A 21,372-nucleotide genomic window follows, 5' to 3' on the forward strand; every position below is an offset into this window, starting at 1 on the left:
CTCGAAGTGTCGAAATGACGGGCGGTATCCTTCACTAATTGAAGATAATCCTGTAAACAGAAAGGTATTGCATGGCCTGTGCGCTGGTTCTTCGGCCCGGTAAACGGGAACAGGTCACGGGGTTGCTTATGCAATCTTGCCGCTTCGATACGTTTTTGAATACTGGTGTAATCTGATTGTTCCGGATTAGCGGCTATATTCGCGCGTACAGGGTTTAAGTCCACATACACCATGCAGGCGGCCAACGCTGTTTCATCCATTAGCGCCTGAGACTTAAAGCGCCCCTCCCAGAAACGACCGGTACAATCGTCTTCTTTATTGGCCTGACGAGCTATATATTCATTTAGCAAACGCATAAACCAGCTGATATCGTAAAGACGTTCCCGGTATATCTTTGCGCTTTGTCCAACCGTTTTTATCTCAGCTTCTGACATTGTCTGGCGTTGCGACAAACTCAAAAACTTGCGGGTCAAAATTGTTCCCCGGTGCAGCATATGCCAGCGATGCAATACTTCTTCGGTCGTCCAGCTCAGCGCTTTGTGTTTATCAACATGTAAGACAACATGGGTGTGATTACTCATCACTGCGTAGGCGCACACATCGATGGCAAAAACCTTTGCCAGTTTGAGCAGTCTTTGTTCAACCCACCCGCGTCGGTGTTCGTAGCTTTGACCGGTGAATTTATCTGTGCCACACAGAAAAGCCCGGCGTACACACCGGGAAACGCAGTGATAGTAGGGGGTCTCAGCTAAAGAAATTTGTGATTTGCGAGGTGTGGGCATTTTCATTTCACATACAAAATCTACATCAGGTTACTTTGCCCGAAGTCTCAAAATGTGAATACTGTACCCAGGAATAGTCGTGCCTGTACAAAATTAGGTTGCGGGGAGGGAATATTATGGCTGTCCAAAATGAGGTCTTGTTGGGTGTCCGGACTGATATGTGTCTTTGTATAAGCGAGCGCCATGGCTTGTAGTCGCTACGCGCAATGCCTGGCGTCGCGGCCGCATGAGCAATAACATCGCAAAAATCACGGCGTGAGGCTCGCCTCCAGTGATTCTTACTTTAGATGTGCCCATCTGTGCAAACGCTGATATGAGTGTCTGAATTTCTTCTATGAATCCTGTACCCAGGAATAGTCGTGCCTGAACAAAATTAGGTTGCGGGGAGGGAATTTTATGGCTGTCCAAAATGAGATCGTCCAAAATGAGATCTTGTTGGGTGTCCGAACTGATATTGCGAACTGATATGAGCTGATATCGACTGGGATCTGTAAGAGGTTCTTCTCCTACAGATTGTAGAAAGTTGCAGTTCTTCGCAAATTATAATTGTTCGGACGAATATCACTGACTCATAGGCAGGCCACTATCTATATTCGGTGAGAGCTACCCTCCCAGCATCGCCAGATTTCTGGTGGCACCGGTTTTTCCTTCTTGCAAGAAGTGAGAAACACTTTTGTCTGACAGTGCTTCGGTAATGAATTGCTTAACACCCTGAACGTCACCCTGAGCAAGGTAAGGCCGGATATCCAGCCCTTGCTCGCTGAACAGACACAAATGCAATTTGCCATTGGCCGCGACACGAAGACGATTACAGCTTTTACAGAAATCTTTACTATACGGCATTATCAGCCCAATACGGCCGGCGTAATCAGGATGGTAATACTCCTGTGCCGGGCCTGCATTTTTTTCACGCAGTAAAGGCTGCCACCCTTCTTCTATCAGCTTGCGGCGAATCGGTTCTCCCGAAACATGCTGGCGGGCAAAAAACTCATGATGATCACCGGTCTCCATCAACTCTATAAAGCGAAGGGTGACTGGCGTTTTTTTCAGCCAGGCAAGAAAGCGGTTTAATCGATTAGCATTGAAATCCTGCAGCAAAACTGTGTTTATTTTGACCTTTATTCCGGCTTCCACTGCGAGATCAATGCCTTTGAGAATTTGCTGAAGTTTATCCTGCCCTGTAATAGAGGCAAACTGATTGGGATCCAGGCTATCAATACTGATATTTACCTGGTCCAACCCGGCGTCGGCCCACCGCAGTCCGTCTTTGAATAAGCGCGCGCCATGGCTCGTAGTCGCTACACGCTCAATGCCTGGCGTCGCGGCCGCATGAGCAATAACATCGCAAAAATCACGGCGTAAGCTTGGCTCGCCTCCAGTGATTCTTACTTTAGATGTGCCCATCTGTGCAAACGCTGATATGAGTGTCTGAATTTCTTCTAACTGCAAAAATGCACTATTTGGCGGCCCATCGTAGCCATCTGGTAAACAGTACTGACAGCGAAAATTGCAGGCTTCCGTTATTGACAGTCTGAGGTAATGAAAACGCCGACCATAACTATCTTCTAACAAAGCAACCTCTCTTTCATATTCTTACGCTCACTGTGCCACGGCCACCAGATAAAAAAAAGCAAATCGAACGATAGTGTGGCTATTAATATTCTGATACGTAAGCCGTCACGTTAAGATTACCCGCCCCTTACCCTTGCCTTCTAAATAGCCTAAAACGTGATGAACAGACTCTGGCACTATACCTGCTAGGAATACCCGAAAGCACATTAAAGTGTCTTAGCAAATAACATCGCTATTAGGGCGTTTTATTCAGCGAGGAATACAGTATACATGGAACACAGGTATTTTGGTGCAATTGACGGAGTGCGCGCGCTCGCTGTTCTCTCAGTAATGTTGTTTCATCTGGAGCCGACACTTCTTCCCGGCGGTTTCACTGGTGTAGATATATTTTTTGTAATTTCCGGTTATGTAGTTGCCCGATCTCTTGTTAACCATTCTCACAGCCATTTTTTCGCTTACATTGTCGCATTTTACCAACGCCGGATTTTACGCTTATTTCCGGCATTACTTGTCTGCCTGTTTATAACATCTGCAATTGTCGTTTTATTTATTCCCCAGGCGTGGCTGAGTCAATCTATCGCCGAAACCGGCTTAGCAGCATTTTTAGGCTGGAGTAATATTGCGTTGGCCGGTAACAGCGAAACATATTTTTCTCCGTCGGTAGAATTTAACCCCTTTGTTCACACCTGGAGCCTGGGCGTTGAAGAGCAGTTTTATGTTATTTTTCCAGTCCTGTTTTATTTTTACCTTAAAGGTAAAAGCCGTCTTACGCTTGCTGGATTGGCTGTCATCTCGTTTATTCTTTCGGTGAAACATAGCAGCTCTGATGCAAACGCGGCGTATTATTTGCTCACGAGTCGGTTTTGGGAGCTGGCCGCCGGTGCGCTTTTATGTCAATGGCATGGTAGTCAGCGTTTTCGCTATGGCGGACACGGGAATATAGCAGCTGCATTAGGCCTTATGCTTGTTGTCACAGGTTTTGTATTTGCCAGCAAAACAGCCTTTCCGTTCCCCTGGGCCCTGTTACCTGTAACAGGTACTTTGCTATTAATCCACCACATTACATGCGCTAAATCAGCAACCTTTACAAGCCAGTTATTTGCTATCTCCGGAGTTCGCTATGTTGGCAAGCTATCTTACTCGCTTTATCTGTGGCACTGGCCAGTTTATACGTTTTTCCGCTGGTCGATTGGGCTGCAAACTCCGTTAGAGTGGTCTGTGGCTGTCTTCATCACGTTTATTATGGCGCTGATATCTTATCACTTGGTTGAGCAGCGTCTGGGGAAACTTTCGAGTATCACTGCAACATCGGCCGGCCGCACTGTAGGTTACGGTATGATAACTATTTTGGTGAGTTACGGCACTGCCACCTATGCCTTTGATCATCAGAAATTGTTAAGCCAGAGCGTTACCAACAATCGCTATGTGTGGTATCCCTACTACTCTCATTCGTCACATCTTGAATCCGGTAACAGTCTTTCCAACCGTACAATTTATGTTATCGGCGACTCCCATGCCGGCGCTTATGGAACTATGCTACGAATGCTGGCAGATGAAACAGGTATAAAAACCCAAATACATAGCCAGGGCGGCTGTGGGGCGGTAAACATGCGAGAACCTGTACTTACCCAGGATAGTCGTTGTGCTGATAAACTTGAGCAATGGTTACAGAGCATTGAGCAACACGCTTCCCCTGACGATATAATATTCTTCGCTACTTTAAAGGCCTACCGGCTGACTAACCAATACCGTATGTACCCGCGCAGTAAAACAGAGCTTCTGGCCCAGGTAGAGAGCGAAGCCGCCAGACATAATCGCCAGGCAGCGTATACCGAAAGTGTGGTCATCATTGAGCGCATGAACAACATTACGCCTAATATTATTACCGATGCCCCAAAACCGGTATTTTCTTATATTCCGTTTCGTTGTAGCGACTGGTTTAACCATACCAATCCAACGTGTAAAGGTGGCCCGTGGCAAAATCGTCAGTATATGGAAACACTACGCCAACCTGTTATGGAGAGCCTTCACAAAGTAAAGCGCACTGTGCCTAATCTGCATATCTGGGATCCGCTTTTGCAGTTATGTGATAAGCAGCGATGCCCGGTTTACGACGGCAATAAAACCCGCTATTTCGACGGCGATCATTTATCAGCGCATGGCAATCGTTTGCTCTACCCCTCGTTCAGAAAAGCTGTGCTTTCGTTAATAGAGCCGACACAGGCCGCGGGAGCAGCCCGATAAGTAGCAGCCTTGCGTCTTCTGCGATACCATACGCCGGTTACTTTATTCACCGTCGGTCGAATCATGCCCCCTAGCCGTTTTAATGTATCCGCAGACGCGCCCGTGCGCTGGCAGACAGTTTCGCAGTTACTGCCTTACTTACTGGAGTTTAGAGGCCGGGTTGCGCTAGCGATGTTTTGTCTGATACTGGCCAAACTCGCCAGTATCGGGTTGCCCTACGCAATGAAATACACGGTGGACAGCCTTGATGTCGATGACCTTTCCACTGTGGTACTGGCGGTACCGCTGGCTCTGGTCGTTGCATATGGTACATTGCGATTTTTAAATACCATTTTAAGTGAGGTACGTGACACACTCTTTGGCAGAGTCACCGAACGGGCAATGCGCCGCCTTGGCCTCAAAGTCTTCAGACATTTACATGCTCTGGATGTAGGGTTTCACCTTACCCGGCAAACCGGTGGTCTTTCCCGGGATATTGAACGTGGAACCAGTGGCATCAGCTTTTTGCTAAGATTTCTGGTGTTTAACATTTTACCCACCTGCCTGGAAATCGTCATCGTCGTCGCCATACTTCTTACGCAATATGGCGCTTCGTTTGCGGGAATTATCCTTGCTGCTGTGGTGCTCTACGTAGGCTTTTCAATAAAGGCCACCAACTGGCGCACCCGCTACGTACATGAAATGAATCAGGCCGACTCAAGTTCTAACACCAGAGCCATCGACAGCTTACTTAACTTCGAAACGGTCCGGTATTTTAACAATGCTGAATATGAATCCCGCCAGTACGATGAGTCGCTGGCCGCCTGGGAAAAGAGCCGTCGCCGAAACCGTCTGTCCTTATTTGCCTTGAACGGCGGTCAGGCACTGGTTATCGCGCTGGCCGTTACCGCAATGATGCTCAATGCCACACTAGGTGTCATAAATGGCGAGATGACGCTGGGCGATTTTGTGCTAATTAATGCCTTTACGATGCAGCTATTCATTCCTTTAAACTTCCTTGGTTTTGTGTATCGCGAGATCCGTGGCGCAATGGCAAATATCCACAACCTGTTTAATCTTCTTGAAATAAAACCATCCGTTACAGACGCGCAAGATGCCACTAAACTAGCGGTGACAGACGGCCATGTCCGGTTTGACAATGTAGTCTTCAGCTACGAAAAAGAGCGGCCTATTTTAAAAGGCGTGTCCTTTGATATTCCTGCGGGAAAAAAAGTAGCTGTGGTAGGCAGCAGTGGTGCGGGAAAATCGACCATTGCCAAGCTACTTTTCCGTTTGTACGACCCGGTGAATGGCTGCATCACCATTGATGGTCAGGATATCAAAGGGGTGACGCAGTCAAGTTTGCGCGATGCGCTGGGTATAGTTCCGCAAGACACCGTACTATTTAACGATACGCTATTGGAAAATATCCGCTATGGGCGGCCAGATGCCAGTGACGAAGAGGTCGAAGAAGTCATCCGGCTGGCTCATCTAACAGCCTTTGTGTCCAGCCTTCCAAGCGGGGTGAATACCCAGGTGGGCGAACGCGGCCTTAAGTTATCCGGCGGTGAAAAACAGCGCGTGGCTATTGCCCGGGCTTTACTTAAACATCCTTCCGTAATGATTTTTGACGAAGCAACATCTTCTCTGGACAGTCAAAGTGAAAGTGCTATTTTGCAGGCGTTACGGGATGCGGCGCGCGCCCACACAAGTTTGGTTATTGCACATCGGCTTTCTACTGTAACCGATGCTGACACCATATTGGTACTTCACGAGGGGCAAATAGCAGAGCAAGGCACCCACAGCGAGCTACTTGCACAAGAAGGCCGCTATTATCGTTTATGGATGGCGCAACAGGATGGCAATCAATGAACCCTAACCAGGTTAAGGAAGCAGTCAATCAGATCATGCCGTTTGGTAAATACGCAGGCCGGCGCTTGTTTCATCTTCCGGAACCGTATCTGGTTTGGTTCCATAGTCAGGGTTTTCCGCCCGGCAAACTAGGAGAGCAGCTCGCGTTGATGTATGAAATCAAGCTCAATGGACTCGAACAAGTAGTAGCTCCACTTCTTGCGGCAGAATAATTAACGATTCTCTTTACGTAACGACGGTTGTCAGCATAAGCACAAATACTGTACACTTATACATAGGTAACTATGAAACAGTGTGCGCTTATGTTTGTCAGACCTAAACGGCAAAAACAAGTCATTATCGACCGCCAGATCCTACATTTACACCGTGTGATGGCAGAAAAGTGCCTGGCTAATCCTGACTATTTCACAGGTATCCAGATAAATCTGAACCAGCGCTTTGAAGAAGGTATGCTCAGTTATGGTAGCTATTTACTCTGGCAAGGCATACTGGAAGCAAGACAGACCCCGGATACTTTCCGGCAACTGTTATTGTCAGACGATACGAGAACTCGCGCTTTGCGCCGTAAAACGGTATTCACAGGGATACTAACTGAACAGGAAAGAGAGGCTGCACTGACGACATATATCGCCAGTGAAATGGCCTGATAAAGTGATGGATCAGTTGCGTAAGTGGTCGGCGACTAAAAACGCCATTTCCAATACCTGATCTGCATTAAGTCGTGGATCACATTGTGTTTTGTATGCCTGCGCTAAATCATCATCACTGATTTTATAAGCACCACCAGTGCATTCAGTTACGTGCTGGCCGGTCATCTCAAGATGAATGCCACCAGCATGGGTGCCTTCGGCAGCATGTGCTGCGAAAAACTGGCGAATTTCGCCTAAAATCGCGTCAAAGTTGCGCGTTTTATAGCCATTGCTCGCTTTAATCGTATTCCCGTGCATAGGATCAGAGCTCCACACCACGTGTTTTCCTTCCTGTTTCACCCGGCGCAGTAAACGAGGCAAGTTTTTTTCCAGATTTCCTGCCCCCATACGCGTAATGAAAGTCAGGCGCCCGGGGTCGTTTTCAGGGTTTAACGTGTCAGTCAGCCTGATAAGTTCGTCCTCGTCCATCCCGGGTCCGACTTTGACCCCAATGGGATTATGGATACCACGGAAAAACTCTACATGCGCGTGGTCAAGCTGTCTGGTCCGCTCTCCAATCCAAACCATATGCGCTGAACAGTCATAGGGTTTACCGGTTAACGTATCAACACGTGTCAGCGCCTGCTCATAATTTAGCAATAATGCTTCATGCGAGGTAAATAAAGATGTTTCATGCAATGCCGGTGTATTGGTGGCATTAATACCAATCGTATCCATAAACTGCAAGGTATCCTGAATACGGCGAGCGATATCCTGATACCGTTCTTTCAACGGATTGTTTTCTACAAACGCCATATTCCAGCGATTAACCTCATGTAAATCTGCCAGGCCGCCCTGGGCAAACGCGCGCAGTAAATTCAACGTTGCAGCACTTCGGTGGTAAGCATCCAGTAATCGATTAGGATCGGGGCGACGGGCCGCAGCGGTAAACTCGAGATTGTTGATAATATCGCCACGGTAGCTCGGTAGCGTCACGCCGTTAATGGTTTCTTCGTTGGAAGAACGTGGTTTGGCATACTGTCCGGCCATACGTGCTACCTTGGTGACCGGACAACGCCCGGCAAAGGTCAGAACAATAGCCATTTGTAGAATAACTTTGAACGTATCGCGAATTTTTGGCGCGTTAAATTCGTCGAACGACTCAGCACAGTCTCCGCCCTGTAATAAAAAGCCCTTTCCTAAACTAACATCGCCAAGTTGTCTGCGCAGTTCACGGGTTTCAGCAGCAAATACCAGCGGCGGATATTTACTCAAGGTGTCTTCTACAATGGCGACCTGGGCTTTATCTTCATATTCTGGTTGCTGTAAGATCGGCTTTGATCTCCAGCTATCGGGCTGCCAATTATCCACGCGGGCTCCTCAACTTATGCTTTAATATTTGTGTGTGTCCGAATCGGCTGAATGTATTTTCGATGCGATTTATGTCTGAATCAGAAATAATACCGACCGGATTGGGTCAGCTTACCATAATTCTATTTATGCAGAAGGCCATTGGGGCTGTATTTGTAAAGCGTTTTGGTTATTTGTTATGTCAAAACCAATATTAAAACATGCTTTGAGCTTTGCAGCGGTCAACGTGGTCTCAACAGGACCGGAGGCAATGCAGTTCCCCGCTTTTAACAACACAACCTGATCAGCAAAGCGAGCGCTTAAATTGAGATCATGGCTACTCATCAAAACGGTATTCCCCATTTCACAAAGGGTGCGTAAAAACAACAGCAGGCTTTGCTGATGGCGCACATCAAGCCCTTGTAAAGGCTCATCCAGACAGAGCATCGCTTTTCCATTTTCCAGCGCCGACCAGACCTGTCCCATGCATCGCACCAGATTGATTCGTTGTTGTTCTCCGCCGGACAGTTGGCTTACCGGCCGGTGAAGTAAATGCGCTATGTCCAGCGCGTTAGTCAGCCGCTTGTCCAGGGCTCCATTATCTGAATAGAAGTCGATATAGTCACCAGCCGGTATATCAAATGCTGTTGTATTTGCCTGCTCATGAAAGCCACGCAGCGTCGCCAACCGGCTTAAGGGTATTGCATCAAGTGGTTGACCATGAAATTTGCAAGCGCCGGTTTCACTGTCGAGCAGCCCCGCACTAACCCGTAACAGCGTAGATTTACCCGCGCCATTTTCACCCAGAATGTGGCAACTGGTGCCAGCTTTGACGTATAAATTTTTGATTTGCAAACGGCGATTTACGCGCACGTCAGATAAGATAATCATGACATTTTCCACTGGCCTTTATACAACGCCAATAGCAGTAACGGTCCGCCAATGGTTGCCGTCACCATGGAAACCGGCAGCGTCATCCAGCTGGTAAGTTCACTACACAGCGCAACCAGCAGCAACACAAGTGCACCCGTTAGAGCGCAAGCGGGCAACAAAGTACGATTATCATAACCAATCAGCATCCGCAAAAAATGCGGCACCAATAAACCTACAAATGCAATGGAGCCGGCAATTGAGACGCAAGCGCCAACGCCCAACGCACACACGATAAGATTATTGCGCACCAGGCGGGATGGCTCAGCACCGGCAGCCGCAGCAAGGGTCGCCCCGCCATATAACCAGTTCAGTGTTTTCGAATGAAAAATTTGATAAGACAGGCTGAGCAGAATAATCGGGCCGGCCACAGCAAGTATCCACCAGTCAGTTTGATGCAAACTGCCCATCAGCCAGAAGGTCAGGTTACGCAGCGCCTGCGCATCAGCAAGCAAGTACAGCCAGGCTATCGCCGCACCAGCGACTGTGGATATGGCAATTCCGGCCAGTATCACTGCGGTAGCTGACGCCTGCAAACGACGCGCTACCATATAAATCAGCCAGGTCGAGCACAGCGCTCCGATAAAGCAGGCTACGGGGAGTAAATAAAAATAATTGATATCGCTTGAGGGAAATAGCAGTAATACCACCGCCGCCATCAGGCTGGCACCACTGGAAATACCGATGATACCAGGATCAGCCAGAGGATTATGAAGGGTGACCTGCAAGGTGGCAGCACTCACCGAGAGGCCGGCGCCCACCAGCGCAGCGGTCAAAATGAGCGGAAGCTGCAACTGGACCATAATATGCCATAATGTCTGATGAGCGAGTTCGCCGTCTAAACTGTCTTTGGCCAGAATAATGACTGCAACCAGCAGGCAAAGCCCCACAAGGCTTGATAAAACTGCGCGGGGAGAAGATGTCACAGTTTGCTCTTTATATCCTCTATCAGCCCTTCACTGGCTTGCTCAATCAACTCCAGAACTAATTCGAATCCTTTTTTACCGCCATAATAAGGATCAGGCACTTCATCATAAGTACTGTCGGCGAAATCCAGAAAAAGTTTTATTTTCTCATGATAAGCCGGCTCACTCACTTTTTTTAAGTTCTCAAAATTACTTTTATCCATCGCCAGAACATAATCAAATTTTTCAAAATCAGACGCGGCTACTTTACGACAAGAAATTCCCGTAAAATCGTACCCCTTGGCTTTACCCGCCGCTTGCGAGCGTTTATCCGGTGGATTACCGATATGATATCCATGCGTGCCGGCCGAATCGATACCGACAGAAATACCTGCTTCTTTAGCTTTTTGACGAAAAACGGCCTCGGCCGTGGGTGAGCGGCAGATATTGCCCAGACATACAAATAAAACCGAGGGTGTACTCAAAACGTCATCCTTTTTACTGCTATTGTCGTTCAAACCGGACTATCAAAAAAACACCGGGGTAGCTGACAAGTATTGACACATCGGCCGTCAGAAATTGCCCCAGGTATTAGCTTGCCATATCAGATAGCTTTCATAAATCATTTCTGGCGGATGCTGCGATTTTTTTCTGATTTAAAAAGAAAAAAGGCAGATAAAATCTGCCTTTTTTACTAATAAAATTGCACGCTCTTATTGCACTTTAAGCGTTCCCTTCATCAGGCTGATGTGGCCTGGGAAAGAACAGAAAAATGTATAATCTTCAGACTTATTTAAGTCGCTTACCGAAAAAGTGACCGAAGACTCACCGCCACCGCCAATCAAATCGGTATTGGCGATGATACGCTCATCATCAGGCTTTAGATAACCATTATCAATGCCGGCTGCCATGCCATCTGTAGCTACAGCTTGCGCCTCACCGGACTCTGTCAGTACCCAGTTGTGACCCATAACCGCCTTTTCCATCTTGCCGGTATGGGTCAGCGTGAGCGTAAATTCCTCACATGAAGCCGGTACCACAATCTCTTTTTTGTTGTACTGCATAGCATCATTGCTTTCAATGGTGGTTTCGCACTCGTTAGACTGCGCGCTGACTGCTCCTGACGCTAACAGCGCTGCACCGGCAAATAAACTAGCTATTTTTTTCATTACAGTTCCTCTTAATTCACATGTAAAAATGTAGGGTACAAACCAAACAGGTTTGGCTGTCCATTAATACATTCACTTACGAGTAATTCAGACGATAGGCTCATTTTACCCGGCAATTCTGACGCAGGTTTAATGGTTTGCAGATATACTGGTGAGCAGCAAAATGAGATAGTCTTTATCACTTTTACGGAGGCAGTAATGCACGCACATGTATTGATGTTAAGCAGTTCACGGGCAGGCAGCGAAGACTACCTTGAGCATGCAAAATCTTTTTTGTTTGGCCACCTTGGCGATAATCGCGAGATCTTATTTGTCCCCTATGCTGGGGTAACTGTGAATTGGGACGCCTATTGTGAAAAGGTTGCCCAAGCGCTACCTGAATTCAATATCAGGGGTTTGCATACTTATGATGATCCTGCAGCTGCGCTGAATCAGGCAAAAAATAACCATCAGGCGATTGTGGTCGGCGGCGGTAACACCTTCAGTCTTCTTCATACTCTATACCAGCAAGATCTGATGGGGACATTAAAAAGCGTGGTAACCAATGGCACCCCATATATAGGCTGGAGTGCTGGTGCCAACATTTGTGGTCTGACAATTCGCACCACCAATGACATGCCTATTATCGAACCGCCATCGTTTGAGGCCCTGGGTTTTATCAACTGCCAGCTAAATCCGCACTACAGTAATTTTGCCCCCTCTGGTCACAATGGTGAAACCCGGGATCAGCGCCTGGCCGAGTTTACTGCCCTCAATCCCGAGACAGCAGTTATCGGTATTCCAGAAGGAACAGCGCTCAGTCTGACAGAAGGCAGACTCACGCTGCTGGGTGATGTGGAAGGATTTGTGTTTGTAGGTGAGGAAAAAACCGCTATACAACCCACTGCTGATTTAAGTGAGTATATTCGTTAACCGGGATCGCGTGGTGAGCTCATCATCATAGGGTATTTCAGCCAGTAGCGGGGCGTCGATAGCTTGTTTTAAGGTGTTCAGATTGTCCTTATAATACGGCATCGGTGTGGCTGACAGGCAATTAGCCACCCAGCCGTGAGGGGATAAGCCAGTCTGAGCGATGGCCTGAACAGTCAGTAGTGCATGATTCAGACAGCCAAGGCGCATTCCTACAACCATAATGACCGGTAGCTCCAGCACCTTTACCACGTCTGGCATCCAGATGCCGTTTCCCAAAGGTAACTGCCACCCTCCGGCTCCTTCCATTAATAGCAGGTCAGGATTGAAGCTGGCCAGAGTCTGATAACCGTCAATGAGCTGCTGCACAGTCAATACTATACCGGCCTCAGCAGCAGCAATATGCGGCGCAATAGGCGGCAGCAACGCCACGGGATTAACCTGCCCTAGCGTAGCACCCACATTACTAGCCTGCCACAGCGCCTGTGCGTCTTCATTGACAGGAACGTTATCGATAATGTCGCATCCGGCTGAAACCGGTTTATATCCGACGACCCGCTTGCCCGCAAAGCGCTGGGTTTCCAATAGCTTGGCAGTAAAATAGGTTTTACCAACCTCGGTGTCGGTGCCGGTGATAAAAAAAGACTGCATGTTATTTCTCCAGGGTCAGGTGGGCAATGCGATACGTTAGTGGCAACTTACCTGAAGGGGTAAGATATTTTTGATAGGCCTGGTTCAGCGCACGCAGATCCTGTCGCGTTAATGTATTCACAGTGACTGCCCCGGATCGGGCCCCGGCACCCACCGCCTTTATGGAGCGCAACAAGCCCAGAATATCGTTAAACTCATCCACGTATTCTTCGCATCCTGCCAGGCGAACGGTAAAGCCTGCCTTGTGCGCAGCATTTACCCATTCTGTGAAGGATGCCATGAGATTGGTGGTCACCGCTAACCCACAACGCTGGCGGCTTTGATTAAGCTGAGTAAACGAACCATCCACCATAATACTTAGTGCTGCAGTACCGCCAGGAACCAGCACTCGATTAATTTGGTCCATGACTGTATCGCTATTGCTGCACCACTGCAGTGCCATGCTGGAAAAAATACAGTCAAAGGATGCATCACAAAATGGCAGATGCTGCGCATCGCCGACGCTGAACACAAGCTCAGGATAGCGTTCCTGCGCTACCTGGACCATACCCGGTGCTATATCGATACCCTGAGCGGTGAAACCCATTTTATCCAACTGTGCAGTATTTTTTCCGGTACCACACCCCACATCCAGCAAATGTCCTGAGCTCAACGGCAGTAACTGCATTGCGTGTGATGCAATCCGCTGTTGTATGTGAGCAATGTCATCATATTGAGTGGCCGCGTGGCTAAAATTTCGCGCTACCTCGCTACAAGCGGCTTGTACGTTCATGACAGATTCGCCCTGGCTAGTATCAGCGCATCCACTAATGCATCAATATCCTTTGTCGTATGCGCAGCGCTTAGTGTCACCCGCAGCCGGTCGGTTCCCTTAGGAACGGTTGGGTAACGAATGGCGGGTACCCACATCCCGCGGGTTTGCAAAGCATAGCTTAACGCCACGGCTTGCTGGGGGCCTTCGGTCATAATAGGCTGTATCGCAGTTTGCGAATCGCTGAGCTGCAGACCACATTGTTTAGCCTGGCGCCTGAAGTGTTGAACATTTCTGCGCAACTGTTGCTGGCGACGTCCGTCCTGCAGCTGTTCCAAAGAATACAGTGTAGCCACGGCCTGGCCCGGCGGCATGGATGTGGAATAAATATAGTGGCGCGCGGTATTGATTAGTAGCTCTATGAGCTGTTGGGACCCGGCGACGAATGCCCCGGCGGTGCCAACCGCTTTGCCAAATGTACCCATCAATACTGGCACATCCTGTTGGCTTAGCGCACTGGCCTGCGCGCACCCCAGTCCGTTATCACCAAGAATGCCAAAACCATGGGCATCATCGACCATCAGCCAGCTGTTGCTCTGACGGGCCATCTCACAAAGCTGGAGAAGCGGCGCACTGTCACCATCCATACTAAAGATGCTTTCTGTGGCAATCAGCCGGTTAGGCTGTTGGGTGTTTTCCAGCAACGCGTGTAAATGGTCAAGATTATTATGCCTGAAACGTCGAAAAACAGCATTGGACGCCATCGCCCCGTCAATGAATGATGCATGCATAAACTTATCAGCCAAAATGGTGCCCGGCTGACTGAATAACGCCTGAATTATTGCCTGATTTGCGGCAAAACCGGAATTGAACAGTAACACAGCATCACGCTTAAGGTGTGTGGCCAGATAAGTTTCAAGGCCACTGTGGGCCTGGGTATAGCCGGTGACAAGCGCAGAAGCGCCACTACCTCCACCAAATTGCGCCAGCCCCTCCACCCAGGTTTGCTGTAAACCCGGATCATGACGCATACCAAGGTAATCGTTGCTGGCAAAATTCAGATAATGCTGACCTTCAATACAGACAATGCCATCTTTTTCGTAATCTACCGTAACCCGTTGGCGCTGGTAGCCCTGATGCGACAGCTGCGCCAGTTTTTCAGGGATCCAGTCAAATGCCATCAGATATGCGCTGCCGGCGTTTTAGTTGCATCATAGAATAAGTCTGCAGTATTACGTTCAGCAATCTCTTCGTGCAATGTTTGCGCATGGGCTTCATCGGAATAGTCCCGCGTACGCTCTGTATTGATGCCTAGCTTTTTAAACAAACGAACGTCCTCATGGGTGTCCGGATTAGATGTAGTTAACAGTTTGCAGCCATAGAAAATAGAATTCGCACCGGCCATAAAGCATAGAGCCTGCATTTGCTCGTTCATATCTTCCCGGCCTGCAGATAAACGAACATGAGAAGCCGGCATCATAATTCGCGCAACGGCGATGGTGCGGATAAACTCAAACGGCTCCAGATCATCAACGTTATCCAAAGGCGTTCCTTCCACCTTTACCAGCATGTTGATTGGCACACTTTCGGGCTGTTGTGGCAGATTGGCCAGCGCAATCAATAGCCCGGCGCGATCCTTGCCGCTTTCGCCCATACCGACAATGCCACCAGAACATACATTCATACCGGCATGGCGCACGTTGTCCAGCGTGTTAAGGCGATCCTGATACGTTCTGGTTGTGATAATATCGCCATAGTACTCTGGCGAGGTGTCCAGATTATGGTTGTAATAGTCTAACCCGGCCTGTTTTAAAGCTGTCGCCTGTTCGCGTGAAAGCATCCCCAGGGTCATGCAGGTTTCCAGCCCGAGTTTTTTGACCTCTGAGATGAGTCTGGTGACATATGGCATATCCCGTTCTTTGGGATTACGCCACGCAGCGCCCATGCAGAAGCGGGTTGAGCCTGCTGCCTTTGCTTCTTTTGCCCGTTCGATGACCTTTTCCACTTCCATCAAACGCTCTTTTTCAAGCCCGGTATCATAACGCGCGCTTTGCGGGCAATACTTGCAATCTTCCGGGCATGCACCAGTTTTGATCGACAGCAAAGTCGATACCTGCACCTCGTTAGGGTCAAAGTGGGCACGATGCACTGTTTGTGCCTTGAACAATAAATCGTTAAACGGCATCGCAAACAACGCTTCTACTTCGGCGGTTGTCCAGTCGTTGCGAATCTCCCGGGCTGACGAGACAAATTGTGGTGCAGCAGTCATGACCTGTCCTTTACTATTGATATTTGCTGGCTTAGTCTATGCACACCGACGGAGTTGTCAACTCTGACCATTTTTAAACCTTTACTGCTGGCTATATTTTGAACAATATTGATTTTGATAAACGCCACATCTGGCACCCTTACACCTCGGCGGTTAACCCGCTGCCCTGTTATGAGGTCACTGGAGCAGCGGGCACAGAAATCCATCTGGCTACCGGCGAGAAACTGGTGGATGGTATGTCCAGCTGGTGGGCGGCCATTCACGGCTATAATCACCCGGCTCTCAACGCCGCAGCCCATCAACAGATTGATAAGTTTTCCCACGTTATGTTTGGGGGGCTGACGCACGAGCCTGCGATTGATGTTTGTCAGCAATTACTGGCCATGGCCCCGGCAGGACTTGAACGCGTATTTCTGGCCGATTCCGGCTCGGTGTCCGTGGAAGTTGCATTAAAAATGGCACTGCAATACTGGGCCTGCCAGGGGCGGCCGGATAAGCATAAAATTGTCACGCCACGCAATGGTTATCATGGCGACACGTTTGCGGCTATGTCAGTGTGTGATCCGGTTAACGGCATGCACAGTTTATTTTCCAATATGCTTGCACCGCAACTGTTTGCACCCGCACCCCAGACTCAGTTCGGCCAAACCTTCAGCGAAGATGATATATTGCCCCTGGAAGAGTTGTTTGACAGTCATCATCACGAACTGGCTGCGCTGATAATTGAGCCTATTGTTCAGGGTGCCGGTGGAATGCGGATTTACCACCCTGAGTATCTGCGGCGCTGCAGACAGCTGTGTGACCAATACGATGTGCTGCTTATCTGCGATGAAATCGCCACAGGCTTTGGTCGCACTGGCAAACTGTTTGGGTGTGAGCACGCGCAAATAAGTCCGGATATAATGTGTGTCGGAAAAGCACTGACCGGCGGGTACATGACACTGGCTGCAACGATGTGTACTGAAGATGTTGCGCTGGGGGTGTGCCAGGGAGAGCCTGGAGTATTTATGCACGGCCCCACCTACATGGGTAACCCTCTGGCGTGTTCAGTGGCAGCGGCCAGCCTCAACATTATTGCGCAGAATAACTGGCAAAAACAGGTCGAGGCAATTGAAGCGCAGCTCAAAGCAACCCTACCCGATTGTTTGTCTCTGGCTGCGGTTAAAGATGTCCGGGTGCTGGGCGCTATTGGTGTGGTAGAGACTCATCACTCTGTTGACGTAGCCCGTCTGCAAAGACATTTTGTAAAAGCAGGCGTCTGGATTCGACCTTTTAATAAACTGGTTTATATTATGCCACCGTATATTATTACGCCAGACGCGTTAACACGCCTGACCGATGCGATTTATGATGCGCTAAGTTAACAGTAGCGCGCCATTTTTCATCACGGGGACCTGCATGAAAGTTTTAGTTAATGTAATTGATAAAATTATTTTTGCCGCTGTTTTTATTCTAGCGCTGCAGGTTCCTATTCTGGCTGATCACTATCGGCAGTATCTGGCCGGTTATCATGATGCGACAGCCCAAAGTGTCAAGGCATATCGTCAGCTTGCTCAGCAATACGGCTATGACAATGTCGATGCGATGATCGATGAACTGCAGAACAACCAGGAACCTGTCGTCAGAGAAGATGCGGCAAATAAAGCCAGACAATTACAAGATCTGATCTCACTAAAACAGGGAATAGAAACACTCAGCCAGGGCAATTATTTTACCCAGGCCTGGTATATGTTCACCCCCTCCCGTTTTGCTACACTGCGGCGCGTTGCAGACAACTTTTCACCTTCTGTACCATTGGCACCTGCTGCTGTGCTGTTCAGCCTGATAACGGCTATCGTGATTAATTTGCTATTCTGGACGCCGGCCTTATGTGTCAGGGGTGTTCGAAAGTTGCGCAAAAAGCCAATCCGATTTGCCAGGTAATCCTTTCATATTTTCAAACTACCAGGAAAATTGTGCGCGTCAGCTTGTCAGGCTTATTTATAGTACTTTTGTATCAGCCTGGTATGTTTAAGTTTTTCAGTCGGTTATGACAGTATTGTAATAAAGCCTGCAGCACCGGTACTTATTTTGCAGTTTTAAACATGAGTAAGACCTTTAATGGCCGGCCCATGAGCCAAGATACAGTTGTGCCGAACTCATTGACCATTAATTAAAGGCCTATTGATTTACTGCGGAAAAACAGGTTGTACTATGAAAGAAAACAACACGCTATTAATCGGTCAGGTGTTGCAATTAAGAGACAAATTGGTTGCTAAACGCCATGCTATTCCCTCATCAATGCTGGGCGAATGGTCGAATCTACAAAAACGCACTTCAGAATTTGATATCAGCCGTTCGTTTGATCGGGCAGTGAAAGGTACGCATTTTACCAAGCCTTCCGTTTATAGCGGGCAGGACGATGAGCTAAGTGAACTGGTGAGCTCACTGAAAGAATTCAATCAGCGTATTACCCAGCCTCGAAGCCATCATTAAACGGCATGCATTGGCTCTGCCTGATCAGGCAGATCCAATGATAACAGCGGTTCTTATCTTGCGTTTGCCGTACACACTCAGGCGCAGGAAATCTTCCCGGGCAATGGGTATGTGCTGAACTTCAACATGCTCTTCATCCTCAGCCGGATCCGGGTCGTGGATGTAAACGCACTGCGCATCAATGCCGGTTATAACAACCCAGTGGGGGGCTTTGCGTTTATCAAACGAATAGGTGCTGATGAGGCACAGTACTGCGCACTGTTTACCTAGCGCCTGCTCAATATCCTCTAATTGCCATTGATATTCTCTAATGACTGTTCCAGCTGTACTAGCCTGTAGGACGAAGTCATTTTCCACTAGCGCAATGACTTGCTTTTTGTGTTCACTTCTTACCCCGTCGGTGAACACAGGGAAAGGTTGGTTTACCCATACTTCAGCGTCAAAACCTAAGTTCTGAGCCGCCAGCGCCATACCCAGTGGGTGACTGCCGCCATGTCCTGACGTCATATAGATAGTGGTGGCCTGTCGCCACAACGACAGTTCCAAATGTTGCGTCATTGCTAATCCGGGAGTCAGCGAGGCCATCCCCATCATCAGCGCTGCCGGACCACAGGTGAATTCCGTTGTCTGCTGATACCAGGGGTACGGCGACTTCCCTTCAAAGCCCGGTGAAAGATGCAGGGCTTTTTGCATACGAAGCGCATCTCCGGCGTCCTGATAATAATGGGTATATAAACCAAACTGCTTAAACCCAAGCTTTTCATACAGCGCAACGGCGACCTGGTTGGAGACCGCTACTTCCAGGCGTATAAACGGCTTTCCCCGCAAAAGCGCCCGACGCTCAAGTTCACCTATCAGCTTTGCCGCTATCCCCAGACCACGGGCGTCCGGTGCCACAGCGATAGAGTAAAGACGGGTAAGCAATGTACCCCGCCGGCACAATAGCAACCCGTAGCCATATATGTGTTCACCACTTCTGGCCACGATAAATTCAGCATGACCCGCATCAATATAAAATCGCATCCGACGCTGACTTAACCGATCGGTGGAAAAACAGCGGGTTTCCAGTTGCCAAAGCTTTTCCACATCATGCATCTCAGCATTATCCAGAACAATCGCTTCTGGTTGGATAACTGCGTTCATCAGCGCCCCCGCTTTTCAAGTCGGTCCACAAATTCCTGCATGATGAGCTCGTACAATGCTTTGCCCAGGTACTTATCCTCTACACCAGAATCGATACTCGGGTTGTCATTGACCTCTATCACATAAACCTGTTGTCCATTTTGTTTAATATCGACACCATACAACCCATTACCTACTACTTTTGCGGCTTTAACTGCAGCTTTCAGCACAGGCTTAGGGACTTCAAACGTTGCCATAGTGGCAAAGTCACCGGAGTCGGTGCGTTCACCGTCGTGATGATAAATTTGCCAGTGATTGCGGGCCATAAAATATTTGCACGCATAAATTGGCTTGCCGCCAAGTACGCCAATTCGCCAGTCGTAGTCAGTAAAAATGTACTCCTGGACCAGCACCAGTGCCGAGGTTTCCAACATATCTGCAAGCTTTGCCTGTAAATCGTGACTATTTTCAACTTTGTATACGCCACGACTGAACGAGCTTTCAGGTAACTTTAATACCAGCGGTAAACCCAGTGCACTGATCAAAGAATCACAGGTCTGCGCGTCGGCACTTCTGACAAAACGGCTTTGCGGTGCCGGAATATGCTGGTAGGTAAACGCATCTTGTAAAAAGACCTTATTACAGCAACGCAAAATTGACTGAGAGTCGTCCATCACCACCAGACCTTCACGCTCTGCGGCGCGGGCTAACTGATAGGTATGATGTTCTATGGCCGTGGTTTCGCGCAGAAACAATGCATCGTAGTGACCAATATCAGCCGGTTTCAGCTCATGCACTATTTGCGCATGAATACCAACATTTTCCGCGGCTTTAACAAAGTGTTTCAGTGCTTTTTTATCACTTGGCGGCGTAGTTTCATTTGGATCGACCAGGATCGCCATGTCCCAGCGCATTTTTTTACCCGTCGTCGGCGCTCGCCAGTCAGATTCTGCAAATGCCACCACACTGGCAATAGCATCTTTATGAAATTCAGCCGGCAAAGCGTCAATACCCACCGGTCGGCATTCTGCATAGCCTATTCGTGTGGTGCCTTCAGTAACCACGTGTAATTCAAGTTCTAATACCGGACATGGATAAAGCGTAAATGCGCGCTGAGCAATAGGCGCAAGTATCTGATCCTTCGTTTGACCGAACAGTACATAAAAGGTAGTTCTGCCGGCAAACAGCAATGACCAGTCAAATGCGTCAGGTAAAGTAACCCGTGGCGGCATCGTTGAATCCAAAGCCATGCGCATGTCGTTGATGGTATTGACCGCGGGTAACACACGGTGTTTTCGGGCCTGGGCCAGAAGCGAACAATAGTAACCGTGACTCAGGTACCGGCTGGTATCGCATAAATTGATGACACGGGTCTTCGGTTCGTTAAGTTTTGGAAAATTTGCCAGATAGTCGTCAAATGTCATCACCGTAAGCCCGGTGTTAGCAAACATGTTTGTGTTATCGGCGATAATCAGTGTTTTGTGCATGGGTTCTCTTAAGCTTTGGACCAGCCGCTACATAGCAGCCGAAGTCTGCGCAGTGTACGACAGGGCCACCAATTGAAAAGAGATTTCGTGGCGGGAAATTTTCACCCTTACGATAACTAAATATGATACTCAGATAACCGGGTTGTGGGCGGGCCAGCTATTTTTAAAATGCAGATAAACGTAAAGAATATTAAGGCCGTAGTGTAGAATGCAATATATCGAATACGAGTGCATAGTTGTCGTACAGTCGGTGCTGCGTTCAGCGTTTCTAATTTT

Annotated in this window: 21 protein-coding genes; 8 read left to right on the forward strand and 13 right to left on the reverse strand. The window is 48.5% G+C overall.

Translation table 11 applies throughout. The features are described from left to right. On the reverse strand, positions 1-782 hold a 782-nt coding region (locus F458_RS0117955; RefSeq protein WP_018983175.1), incomplete at its 3' end, for a transposase. Positions 783-1,385: 603 nt separating this feature from the next. Next, positions 1,386-2,354, reverse strand: a complete 969-nt coding sequence (gene moaA / locus F458_RS0117960; RefSeq protein WP_018984831.1) for a GTP 3',8-cyclase MoaA — start codon at positions 2,352-2,354, stop codon at positions 1,386-1,388. Positions 2,355-2,624: 270 nt separating this feature from the next. On the opposite strand from moaA, the gene F458_RS0117965 reads away from it, so the two are divergent. The 4 genes from F458_RS0117965 to F458_RS0117980 all read left to right on the forward strand — a co-directional run bounded on the left by F458_RS0117965 (position 2,625) and on the right by F458_RS0117980 (position 7,096). Next, positions 2,625-4,598, forward strand: a complete 1,974-nt coding sequence (locus tag F458_RS0117965) for an acyltransferase family protein (RefSeq protein ID WP_018984832.1) — start codon at positions 2,625-2,627, stop codon at positions 4,596-4,598. A 63-nt stretch (positions 4,599-4,661) separates the two neighbouring features. Then, positions 4,662-6,449: an ABCB family ABC transporter ATP-binding protein/permease gene (locus F458_RS0117970; RefSeq protein ID WP_018984833.1), complete on the forward strand. Its 1,788-nt coding sequence runs from the start codon at positions 4,662-4,664 to the stop codon at positions 6,447-6,449. Next, positions 6,446-6,661, forward strand: coding sequence for a DUF3820 family protein (locus tag F458_RS0117975; protein ID WP_018984834.1), 216 nt, complete (start codon positions 6,446-6,448; stop codon positions 6,659-6,661). Before F458_RS0117970 ends, F458_RS0117975 begins: the two co-directional genes overlap by 4 nt. A gap of 72 nt (positions 6,662-6,733) precedes the next feature. Next, on the forward strand, positions 6,734-7,096 hold the full coding sequence (locus tag F458_RS0117980) for a hypothetical protein (RefSeq protein WP_018984835.1): 363 nt from the start codon (positions 6,734-6,736) through the stop codon (positions 7,094-7,096). Between the two features lie 12 nt (positions 7,097-7,108). On the opposite strand, the gene F458_RS0117985 is transcribed toward F458_RS0117980, so the two are convergent. The 5 genes from F458_RS0117985 to azu all read right to left on the reverse strand — a co-directional run bounded on the left by F458_RS0117985 (position 7,109) and on the right by azu (position 11,432). Further along, the gene (locus F458_RS0117985) at positions 7,109-8,449 is read right to left on the reverse strand and encodes a class II 3-deoxy-7-phosphoheptulonate synthase (protein WP_018984836.1); all 1,341 of its coding nucleotides are present in this window, start codon (positions 8,447-8,449) and stop codon (positions 7,109-7,111) included. A gap of 126 nt (positions 8,450-8,575) precedes the next feature. After that, positions 8,576-9,319, reverse strand: coding sequence for an ATP-binding cassette domain-containing protein (locus F458_RS0117990; protein ID WP_018984837.1), 744 nt, complete (start codon positions 9,317-9,319; stop codon positions 8,576-8,578). Then, positions 9,316-10,284, reverse strand: a complete 969-nt coding sequence (locus F458_RS0117995) for a FecCD family ABC transporter permease (RefSeq protein WP_018984838.1) — start codon at positions 10,282-10,284, stop codon at positions 9,316-9,318. Before F458_RS0117995 ends, F458_RS0117990 begins: the two co-directional genes overlap by 4 nt. Beyond that, positions 10,281-10,748, reverse strand: coding sequence for a low molecular weight protein-tyrosine-phosphatase (locus tag F458_RS0118000; protein WP_018984839.1), 468 nt, complete (start codon positions 10,746-10,748; stop codon positions 10,281-10,283). Before F458_RS0118000 ends, F458_RS0117995 begins: the two co-directional genes overlap by 4 nt. A 228-nt stretch (positions 10,749-10,976) precedes the next feature. Continuing rightward, positions 10,977-11,432, reverse strand: coding sequence for an azurin (azu, locus tag F458_RS0118005; protein WP_018984840.1), 456 nt, complete (start codon positions 11,430-11,432; stop codon positions 10,977-10,979). 198 nt (positions 11,433-11,630) lie between these two features. On the opposite strand from azu, the gene pepE reads away from it, so the two are divergent. Further along, positions 11,631-12,344 (forward strand): dipeptidase PepE, encoded by a 714-nt coding sequence (gene pepE, locus F458_RS0118010; RefSeq protein WP_026294785.1) that lies wholly within the window; start codon positions 11,631-11,633, stop codon positions 12,342-12,344. On the opposite strand, the gene bioD is transcribed toward pepE, so the two are convergent. The 4 genes from bioD to bioB are packed head-to-tail and all read right to left on the reverse strand — an operon-like array spanning position 12,324 to position 16,012. Continuing rightward, positions 12,324-12,992, reverse strand: coding sequence for a dethiobiotin synthase (gene bioD / locus F458_RS0118015; RefSeq protein WP_018984842.1), 669 nt, complete (start codon positions 12,990-12,992; stop codon positions 12,324-12,326). The genes pepE and bioD overlap by 21 nt on opposite strands. A gap of 1 nt (position 12,993) precedes the next feature. Next, positions 12,994-13,764: a methyltransferase domain-containing protein gene (locus F458_RS19895; RefSeq protein WP_018984843.1), complete on the reverse strand. Its 771-nt coding sequence runs from the start codon at positions 13,762-13,764 to the stop codon at positions 12,994-12,996. Further along, entirely contained in the window at positions 13,761-14,924 is a 1,164-nt protein-coding gene (gene bioF / locus F458_RS0118025) for an 8-amino-7-oxononanoate synthase (protein ID WP_018984844.1), read from the reverse strand. The genes F458_RS19895 and bioF overlap by 4 nt, the downstream gene beginning before the upstream one ends. Beyond that, positions 14,924-16,012 (reverse strand): biotin synthase BioB, encoded by a 1,089-nt coding sequence (gene bioB / locus F458_RS0118030; RefSeq protein ID WP_018984845.1) that lies wholly within the window; start codon positions 16,010-16,012, stop codon positions 14,924-14,926. Before bioB ends, bioF begins: the two co-directional genes overlap by 1 nt. A 98-nt stretch (positions 16,013-16,110) precedes the next feature. Between bioB and bioA the strand changes: the two genes are divergently transcribed. The 3 genes from bioA to F458_RS0118045 all read left to right on the forward strand — a co-directional run bounded on the left by bioA (position 16,111) and on the right by F458_RS0118045 (position 18,487). Beyond that, positions 16,111-17,376 (forward strand): adenosylmethionine--8-amino-7-oxononanoate transaminase, encoded by a 1,266-nt coding sequence (bioA, locus tag F458_RS0118035; protein WP_018984846.1) that lies wholly within the window; start codon positions 16,111-16,113, stop codon positions 17,374-17,376. 34 nt (positions 17,377-17,410) lie between these two features. Continuing rightward, the gene (locus tag F458_RS0118040) at positions 17,411-17,935 is read left to right on the forward strand and encodes a DUF2937 family protein (protein ID WP_018984847.1); all 525 of its coding nucleotides are present in this window, start codon (positions 17,411-17,413) and stop codon (positions 17,933-17,935) included. A gap of 270 nt (positions 17,936-18,205) precedes the next feature. Continuing rightward, positions 18,206-18,487, forward strand: a complete 282-nt coding sequence (locus F458_RS0118045) for a hypothetical protein (protein ID WP_018984848.1) — start codon at positions 18,206-18,208, stop codon at positions 18,485-18,487. Between the two features lie 24 nt (positions 18,488-18,511). Here the strand turns inward: F458_RS0118045 and F458_RS0118050 are convergent, their stop codons facing one another. Together F458_RS0118050 and F458_RS0118055 are read right to left on the reverse strand one after the other, a co-directional pair. Continuing rightward, positions 18,512-19,630: a GNAT family N-acetyltransferase/peptidase C39 family protein gene (locus F458_RS0118050; protein ID WP_018984849.1), complete on the reverse strand. Its 1,119-nt coding sequence runs from the start codon at positions 19,628-19,630 to the stop codon at positions 18,512-18,514. Continuing rightward, positions 19,630-21,096 carry a RimK family protein gene (locus F458_RS0118055; protein WP_018984850.1) on the reverse strand — a complete coding sequence of 489 codons (1,467 nt, stop codon included), beginning with the start codon at positions 21,094-21,096 and terminating at the stop codon, positions 19,630-19,632. Before F458_RS0118055 ends, F458_RS0118050 begins: the two co-directional genes overlap by 1 nt. Positions 21,097-21,372 lie beyond the last annotated feature (276 nt).

Source organism: Salinimonas chungwhensis DSM 16280 (assembly GCF_000378185.1).
GTDB lineage: Bacteria > Pseudomonadota > Gammaproteobacteria > Enterobacterales > Alteromonadaceae > Alteromonas > Alteromonas chungwhensis.